The organism is Burkholderia sp. LMG 13014, assembly GCF_905232215.1.
Lineage (GTDB): Bacteria > Pseudomonadota > Gammaproteobacteria > Burkholderiales > Burkholderiaceae > Burkholderia.
The window spans coordinates 1-6,886 of sequence record NZ_CAJNKE010000316.1 but is presented as its reverse complement, the minus strand read 5'-3'; the positions used below and the strand labels follow the sequence as shown (position 1 = coordinate 6,886).

Here is a 6,886-nt window from a genome sequence, read left to right as displayed (position 1 = left end):
AGAACGTCGGGCCGATCAGCGCGATTTCCGAGCGCCGGCTGCCCGGCAGCACCGCGATCACCGGGCCGTCGGCCGGCAGACCGAGCGCGATGCGCGCACCGTGCGTATCGGGTTCGAGCGGGATCTCGTCGGCGAGCGGATGGCCGACGTAGGTCGACGCGACGCCTGCCTTGTCGAGAATCGCCGGTTCGAACGGGAACAGGCACAGCATGTGATCGACGGACTTCGCGATCTTCTTGATCCGGCCGCCGCGCCATGCCCAGATCGACGGGCACACGAAGTGGATCGACGGGATGCCCGCGTCGCGCGCGGCCTGCTCGACGTTGAAGTTGAAGTCGGGTGCGTCGACGCCGATGAACGCGTCCGGCCGCTCGGCGAGCAACTGGCGCTTCAGCTCGCCGCGAATCCGCAGGATCTCGGGAATCTGGCCCAGCGCCTCGACATAGCCGCGCACGGTCAGCTTGTCCATCTGCCAGTGCGAGTCGAAGCCCTGCGCGATCATCCGCTGCCCGCCGATCCCGTAGTACTGGGCCGATTCGGGCAGCCGCTCGCGCAGCCCGCCGAGCAGCGACGCGCCGATCAGGTCGCCCGACGGTTCGCCGGCCGCCATCGCGAGCCGGAGCTGAGTGGTCGGAAGCGGCATCGCTTAGCGGATGATGCCGCGTTGCGACGCGTCGATGAAATCGACGAGCGCCTTCACCGGCACATCGCCGTCGCCACCCGCCTCCGCCAGCTCGCGCAATTGCACCTTCGCTTCCTCGAACGACAGGCCGTTCTTGTACAGCACGCGGTAGGCACTGCGCAGCGCCGAGATCGCATCGGCCGAGAAGCCGCGCCGGCGCAGCCCTTCGACGTTGATCCCGTGCGGCTCGGCCTTGTTGCCCGCCGCGATCACGAACGGCGGGATGTCCTGCACGAGCGCCGACGCGCCGCCCAGCATCGAGTGCGCGCCGATGCGCACGAACTGGTGCACGCCCGACATACCGCCGACGATCGCCCAGTCGCCGATCTCGACGTGGCCGGCCATCTGCGCGTTGCTCGACAGGATCACGTGATTGCCGACGCGGCAGTCATGGCCGATGTGCACGTAGGCCATGATCCAGTTGTCGTCGCCGAGCGTCGTCACGCCGACATCCTGCACGGTGCCCGTGTGGATCGTCGTGAATTCGCGGATCGTGTTGCGATTGCCGATCACGAGCTTCGTCGGCTCGTCCTTGTACTTCATGTCCTGCGGACGACCGCCGACCGACGCGTAATGGCCGATGCGGTTGTCCTCGCCGAGCGTCGTATGGCCTTCGATCACGCTATGCGAACCGATCGTCGTGCGCGCGCCGATCGTGACGTGCGGACCGACGATCGCGTACGGGCCGATCTCGACCGATTCGTCGATCTGCGCGCCCGGTTCGACAATCGCGGTGGGATGAATCCTGGTCATGCGCCGTTGCCTCTCGATATGATGTGTCGCGTTGCGTTGCCTATGCGTGACGCGTCGCTCAGGGCGCCACGTCGGTCGTCTTGACCGTGCACATCAGTTCGGCTTCCGCAGCCACCTTGCCGTCCACTTCCGCCACCGCCTTGAACTTCCAGATGCCGCGGATGTAGCGTTCGAACGTCACGTTCAGAATCAGTTGGTCGCCCGGCTCGACCGGACGCTTGAAGCGCGCACCGTCGATCCCGACGAAGTAGTACAGCGTGTTCTCCGGATCCTTCGGCTGCTCTTCCGAGAAGGTCAGCAGCGCTGCAGCCTGTGCGAGCGCCTCGAGGATCAGCACGCCCGGCATCACCGGCCGCTTCGGGAAATGCCCCTGGAAGAACGGCTCGTTGATCGACACGTTCTTCAGCGCTTTGATTCCCTTGTGCGGCTCGAGTTCGAGCACGCGATCGACGAGCAGAATCGGGTAGCGATGCGGCAGCAGCGTGAGGATCTTGTGGATGTCGAGATTGATTTTTTCAGTGCTCATGATGGTTCGTCTCACGCAGAGGCTGCGCGGTGGTGATGCAAAGGCTGAAGCGGGCCGCCGTGCGGCCCAGTCTGGCAAACCGGGCCGGTTGCGCTGGCCGTACCCGGTTCGAGATGTCGCATGATGCGCTCAGGCGTCCGTGCCGCCCTGGGCGGCGAGCGTGGCTTCGAGCGCCTTGATGCGCTCGCGCAGCTTGTCGAGGTTGCGCACGAGCGCGGCGCTCTTGTTCCATTCGCCGTGGTCGACGGCAGGGAACGCGCTGGTATAGATGCCGGCCTTCGGCAGCGACTTCGATACGCCCGACTTCGCGGTGATGATGACATAGTCGCCGAGCGTCACGTGGCCGGCGATCCCGGCCGCGCCGCCGATCATGCAGTGGCGGCCGATCGTCGTGCTGCCCGCGATGCCCGCGCTGCCGGCGATCACCGTATAGGCGCCGATCCGGCAGTTGTGGCCGATCTGGACCTGGTTGTCGATCTTCACGCATTCCTCGATGACGGTATCCGCCATCGCGCCGCGATCGATCGTCGTGTTCGCGCCGATCTCGACGTCCGGGCCGATCGTTACGCCCCCGACCTGCGGGATCTTGACCCAGCTGCCGGTGCGCGCGTCGCCGTCGCCGACGAAATCCGGCGCGAAGCCGAAACCGTCGGAGCCGATCACGGCGCCCGCATGGATGATCGCGCGCGGGCCGATCTTGCAGCCGTGGTACACCGACGCGTTCGGATACAGGTGCGAACCCGCGCCGATCGTCGTGCCGCGGCCGATGAAGACGTTCGCGTCGAGCTGCACGCCCTCTTCGATCACCGCGCCGGCTTCGACCGTCACGTGCGGGCCGATCACCGCGCTCGCGGCGACCTGCGCGGCCGGATCGATCGTCGCGCTCGGATGCACGCCGGCGGCACGCTGCGGCGTGGCCAGGTCGATGAACATCTGCGCGACGCGCGCGAAGTACGCGTACGGATTCGGCGTGACGATGAAGTTGCGACCGTTAGCGGCCGCACCCAGCTTTTCCAGATCCTTCGGCGCGATCAGCACCGCGCCGGCGCGGGTCGACTCGACCTGCGACAGGTACTTCGGATTCGCGAGGAACGCGAGTTGCTGCGGGCCTGCCTGGTCGAGCGGTGCGAGACCGCCCACCTTGCACTGTGCGTCGCCGGCGATCTCGCCGCCGAACCGCTTTACGAGATCCTCAAGCGTCAATGCCATTCGTCGTCTGCTCCGTTCAGTTCGTCGAGCCGGACGCGAGCGCCTTGAGCACCTTGTCGGTGATGTCGATGCGCGGGCTGACGTACACGGCTTCCTGCACGATCAGGTCGTAATTCTGCTGCTCGGCGATCTGCTTGATGACCTTGTTCGCCCGCTCGAGCACAGCCGCCAGTTCCTCGTTGCGGCGCTGGTTCAGGTCTTCGCGGAACTCGCGCTGCTTGCGCTGGAAGTCGGTATCGAGCTGCGCGAGATCGCGCTGCTTCTGCGCACGGTCGGCCGCCGACAGCGACGCGCCGTTCTTGTCCAGCGAATCGGACATCGACTTCAGACGCGCCGCCAGGTCCTGCAGATCCTTGTCACGCTTCGCGAACTCGGCTTCGAGCTTCGTCTGCGCCGCTTTCGCGGGCGCCGACTCGCGCAGGATCCGATCCGAATTGACCGCCGCGATGCGGGCGACGTCCTGTGCGTGCACCGTCGCCGCGCCCAAGGCCAGCGCAACGGTCAGCGCGCACATCACTCGTTTCGAAAACTTACCGGTTAGCAAAATTACCCTCTCGTTGCTGTTGTCATGCGTTCGATCAGAACGCCGTCCCGATCTGGAACTGGAATTTCTGGTACTGGTCGCCTTCATGCTTCTGCAGCGGGAAGCCGAGGCTCAGCTTAAGCGGGCCGATCGGCGAGATCCACGCGAGACCCACACCGTAGCCGTAACGCAGGCCGTTGGCGCCCGTACTCGTGCCGCCCGGCGCGTTGCCCCACACGTTACCGCCGTCGAGGAACGTGAACACGCGCAGCGTGCGGTCGTAGCCCGTGCCCGGCAGCGGGAACGTCAGCTCGATGTTGCCGACGAGCATCTTCGAACCGCCGATCGGGTCGTTCGTCTTCGTGTCGCGCGGGCCCAGCGAGCTCGGCTCGTAGCCACGCACGGAGCCGATACCGCCCGCGTAGTAGTTCTTGAAGATCGGGTACGGGTTGCCGATACCGTTACCGTAGCCGCCTTGCAGGTTCATGCCCAGAATGAAGCCGCGCGAGAACGAATAGTAGTATTGGGCCTGCAGGTCGGCCTTGTAGTACTGGATCTTGCCGACCGGCACGCCGTACTCCATGTTCGCCTGCGTGAAGTAGCCGCGACTCGGAATCAGCGCGCTGTCACGCGCGTCGCGCGACCACGCGACCGTCAGCGGCACCGTGTTCGACACGCGGCCGAACTGGTTCACGTAATCCTGGTAGCTCTGCGGCGTGTTCGAATCGACGTCGAGACGGTTCTGCTCGAAACCGGCGCCGAAGTAGACGGTGTCGACTTCCGAGAACGGAATGCCGAACTTCAGGTTGCCGCCCGCACTGATGATCCGGAAGCTCGAGCTCGTCGAATAGTAGAGCGGCTGGTACGTACGGTAGAAGACGTCCGTGATCCGCTTGATGCCGTCGACCGTGAAGTACGGGTCGACCTGCGTGACGGTCAGCGTGCGGTAGCTCTTCGCGGTGTTGACGTTCACCGACAGGCTGGTACCCGAACCGAACACGTTGTCCTGCGACACGCCGGCCGACAGCACGACCTTGTCCGTCGACGAGAAGCCGGCGCCCAGCGTGATCGCGCCGGTCGGCTTTTCATCGACCTTCACGTTCACGTCGACCTGGTCGTTCGTGCCGTCGACCGGCACGGTCGTCACGTCGACGTTGGTGAAGTAGCCGAGGCGGTTCACGCGATCCTTCGACAACGCGAGGCGGTTCGAATCGAACCACGAGCTTTCGAGCTGGCGCATTTCGCGGCGCACCACTTCGTCGCGCGTGCGCGTGTTGCCGACGACGTTGATGCGGCGCACGTACACGCGGCGGCTCGGATCGACGACGAGGTTCAGGTTCACCTTGTGGTTCGCCTGGTCGATGTCCGGCTGCGCGTTGACGGTCGCGAATGCGTAGCCGTATTCACCGAGCTTGTCGACGATCGACTTGGTGGTCTGCTGCAGCTTTTCGGCCGAGAAGCGATCGCCCGCCTTGATCTTGATCAGCTTGGTGAGCTCGGCTTCGCGATCGAGCAGGTTGCCCGACAGCTTGATGCCCGACACCGTGTACGGCTCGCCTTCGTGCAGCGTAACCGTCAGGTACATGTCCTTCTTGTCGGGCGAGATCGACACCTGGGTCGACTCGATGTTGAACTCGAGATAGCCGTGGTTCAGGTAGTACGAGCGCACCGCTTCGAGGTCGCCCGTCAGTTTTTCCTTCGAGTACAGGTCGTTCTTCGTGTACCAGGAGAACCAGTTCGGCGTCGACAGCTGCATCTCGTCGCGCAGCGTGCTCGTGCTGTACGCCTTGTTGCCGATGAAGTTGATCTGGCGGATCTTCGCGCTCGGGCCTTCGGCCACCGCGAACAGGATCGACACGCGGTTCGCGTCGACCGGCGTGACCGTCGTCTTGACCTCGGCCGCGTAGAAGCCGCGCGTGAGGTACTGGCGCTTGAGCTCCTGCTCCGCCTTGTCGACGAGCGCCTTGTCGTAATAGCGGCCGTCGGCGAGACCGACTGCGCGCAGTGCCTTCGTCAGGTTGTCCTTGTCGAATTCCTTCGTGCCGGTGAAGTCGATCGACGCGATGGCCGGACGCTCCTGCACCTGCACGATCACGACGTTGCCCTGCGTGGCGATGCGTACGTCGTTGAAAAAGCCCGTCGCGTACAGCGCGCGGATTGCTTCGGATGCCTTGTCGTCCGTGAAGGTATCGCCCTGCTTGATCGGCAGGTAGGCGAACACCGAACCCGCTTCGACGCGCTGCAGCCCCTCGATCTTGATGTCTTGCACCACGAACGGTGCCGCTGCATGCGCCGCGAGGCCGTGCGCGGCGAGCGCGGCCGCTGCAACTGTCTTAGGTACAAAGCGATGAGGTTTGAACAACATGCATCCCCAATATTTAGCTGCATCAAATCAGGCGGCTGCCTAGCGGCCGCCGCCTGACGCTTCAGAAATGGATTAACCGAGCCAGATCGTTGAACAGCGCGATCGCCGATAATGCGACGATGCAGATCAACCCGGCTCTTTGCAGAATCAGCTGCCAGCGCTCCGAGACGGCTTTCCCGGTCGCGGCTTCAACCGCATAATATAACAGATGCCCCCCGTCCAAAACGGGAATCGGCAACAAGTTCAGGACGCCAAGGCTAATGCTGACAAGGGCGAGGAACGACAGGAACGCGGTCGGACCGAGCCGTGCGCTCTTGCCCGCGTAGTCGGCAATCGTCACCGGGCCGGACAGGTTCTTCAGCGATGCATTGCCCGTGATCATGCGCCCGAACATCCGCAGCGAATACACGGAGATGTCCCACGTACGGTGCGCGCCGAGCTGCAGGCTTTCGATCGGCCCGTACCGCACGTCGACGGACGGCGTATGCATCGACAGCGCCGCGCCGATCCGGCCGACCTGCTGCCCCGACTCGTCGTCGCGCTGCGTCTGCGGCACGATCGACACCGTCTGCGCGGCGCCGTCGCGCTCGATCTGCAGGTCGAGCGGCTTGCCCGCATGGTGTTTCACGAAATCGATGAAGCGCGACGCACCGCCGATCGGCTTGCCGTCGAGCGCGACCAGCTTGTCGCCTGACTTCAGGCCCGCCTGCTCCGCCGCGCTGCCGGGCTGCACCGACGCGACCGACAGCGTGCCGCCGCCGGTGTCGAAGCCCAGATGGGCCATGAAATCGTCATCGAGCTGACTTTCGGGAACATGGCGGAGGTCGA

The 6,886-nt window shown here is 64.7% G+C and carries 7 protein-coding genes; all 7 read right to left on the bottom strand.

Features of this window, described 5'->3' with window-relative positions; all coding sequences use genetic code 11:
* Positions 1 to 643 (bottom strand): lipid-A-disaccharide synthase (locus JYJ84_RS24450; RefSeq protein WP_374102127.1); only part of this gene is annotated, 643 nt, incomplete at its 3' end.
* A 3-nt stretch (positions 644 to 646) separates the two neighbouring features.
* Positions 647 to 1,435 carry an acyl-ACP--UDP-N-acetylglucosamine O-acyltransferase gene (lpxA, locus tag JYJ84_RS24445; RefSeq protein WP_122945695.1) on the bottom strand — a complete coding sequence of 263 codons (789 nt, stop codon included), beginning with the start codon at positions 1,433 to 1,435 and terminating at the stop codon, positions 647 to 649.
* Positions 1,436 to 1,493: 58 nt separating this feature from the next.
* On the bottom strand, positions 1,494 to 1,961 hold the full coding sequence (gene fabZ / locus JYJ84_RS24440) for a 3-hydroxyacyl-ACP dehydratase FabZ (protein ID WP_021159112.1): 468 nt from the start codon (positions 1,959 to 1,961) through the stop codon (positions 1,494 to 1,496).
* 129 nt (positions 1,962 to 2,090) lie between these two features.
* Positions 2,091 to 3,170: a UDP-3-O-(3-hydroxymyristoyl)glucosamine N-acyltransferase gene (gene lpxD / locus JYJ84_RS24435; RefSeq protein WP_122945696.1), complete on the bottom strand. Its 1,080-nt coding sequence runs from the start codon at positions 3,168 to 3,170 to the stop codon at positions 2,091 to 2,093.
* A 16-nt stretch (positions 3,171 to 3,186) separates the two neighbouring features.
* The gene (locus tag JYJ84_RS24430) at positions 3,187 to 3,684 is read right to left on the bottom strand and encodes an OmpH family outer membrane protein (RefSeq protein ID WP_043190836.1); all 498 of its coding nucleotides are present in this window, start codon (positions 3,682 to 3,684) and stop codon (positions 3,187 to 3,189) included.
* Between the two features lie 64 nt (positions 3,685 to 3,748).
* Positions 3,749 to 6,058 (bottom strand): outer membrane protein assembly factor BamA, encoded by a 2,310-nt coding sequence (bamA, locus tag JYJ84_RS24425; protein ID WP_122945697.1) that lies wholly within the window; start codon positions 6,056 to 6,058, stop codon positions 3,749 to 3,751.
* Between the two features lie 61 nt (positions 6,059 to 6,119).
* A partial coding sequence (gene rseP, locus JYJ84_RS24420; RefSeq protein WP_205189558.1) for an RIP metalloprotease RseP occupies positions 6,120 to 6,886 on the bottom strand: 767 nt, incomplete at its 5' end.

Bases quoted from the DNA above. Each gene is read 5' to 3' on its own strand.
- lpxA (WP_122945695.1), bottom strand. From the start codon at position 1,435: ATGACCAGGATTCATCCCACCGCGATTGTCGAACCGGGCGCGCAGATC.
- fabZ (WP_021159112.1), bottom strand. From the start codon at position 1,961: ATGAGCACTGAAAAAATCAATCTCGACATCCACAAGATCCTCACGCTG.
- lpxD (WP_122945696.1), bottom strand. From the start codon at position 3,170: ATGGCATTGACGCTTGAGGATCTCGTAAAGCGGTTCGGCGGCGAGATC.
- JYJ84_RS24430 (WP_043190836.1), bottom strand. From the start codon at position 3,684: ATGTGCGCGCTGACCGTTGCGCTGGCCTTGGGCGCGGCGACGGTGCAC.
- bamA (WP_122945697.1), bottom strand. From the start codon at position 6,058: ATGTTGTTCAAACCTCATCGCTTTGTACCTAAGACAGTTGCAGCGGCC.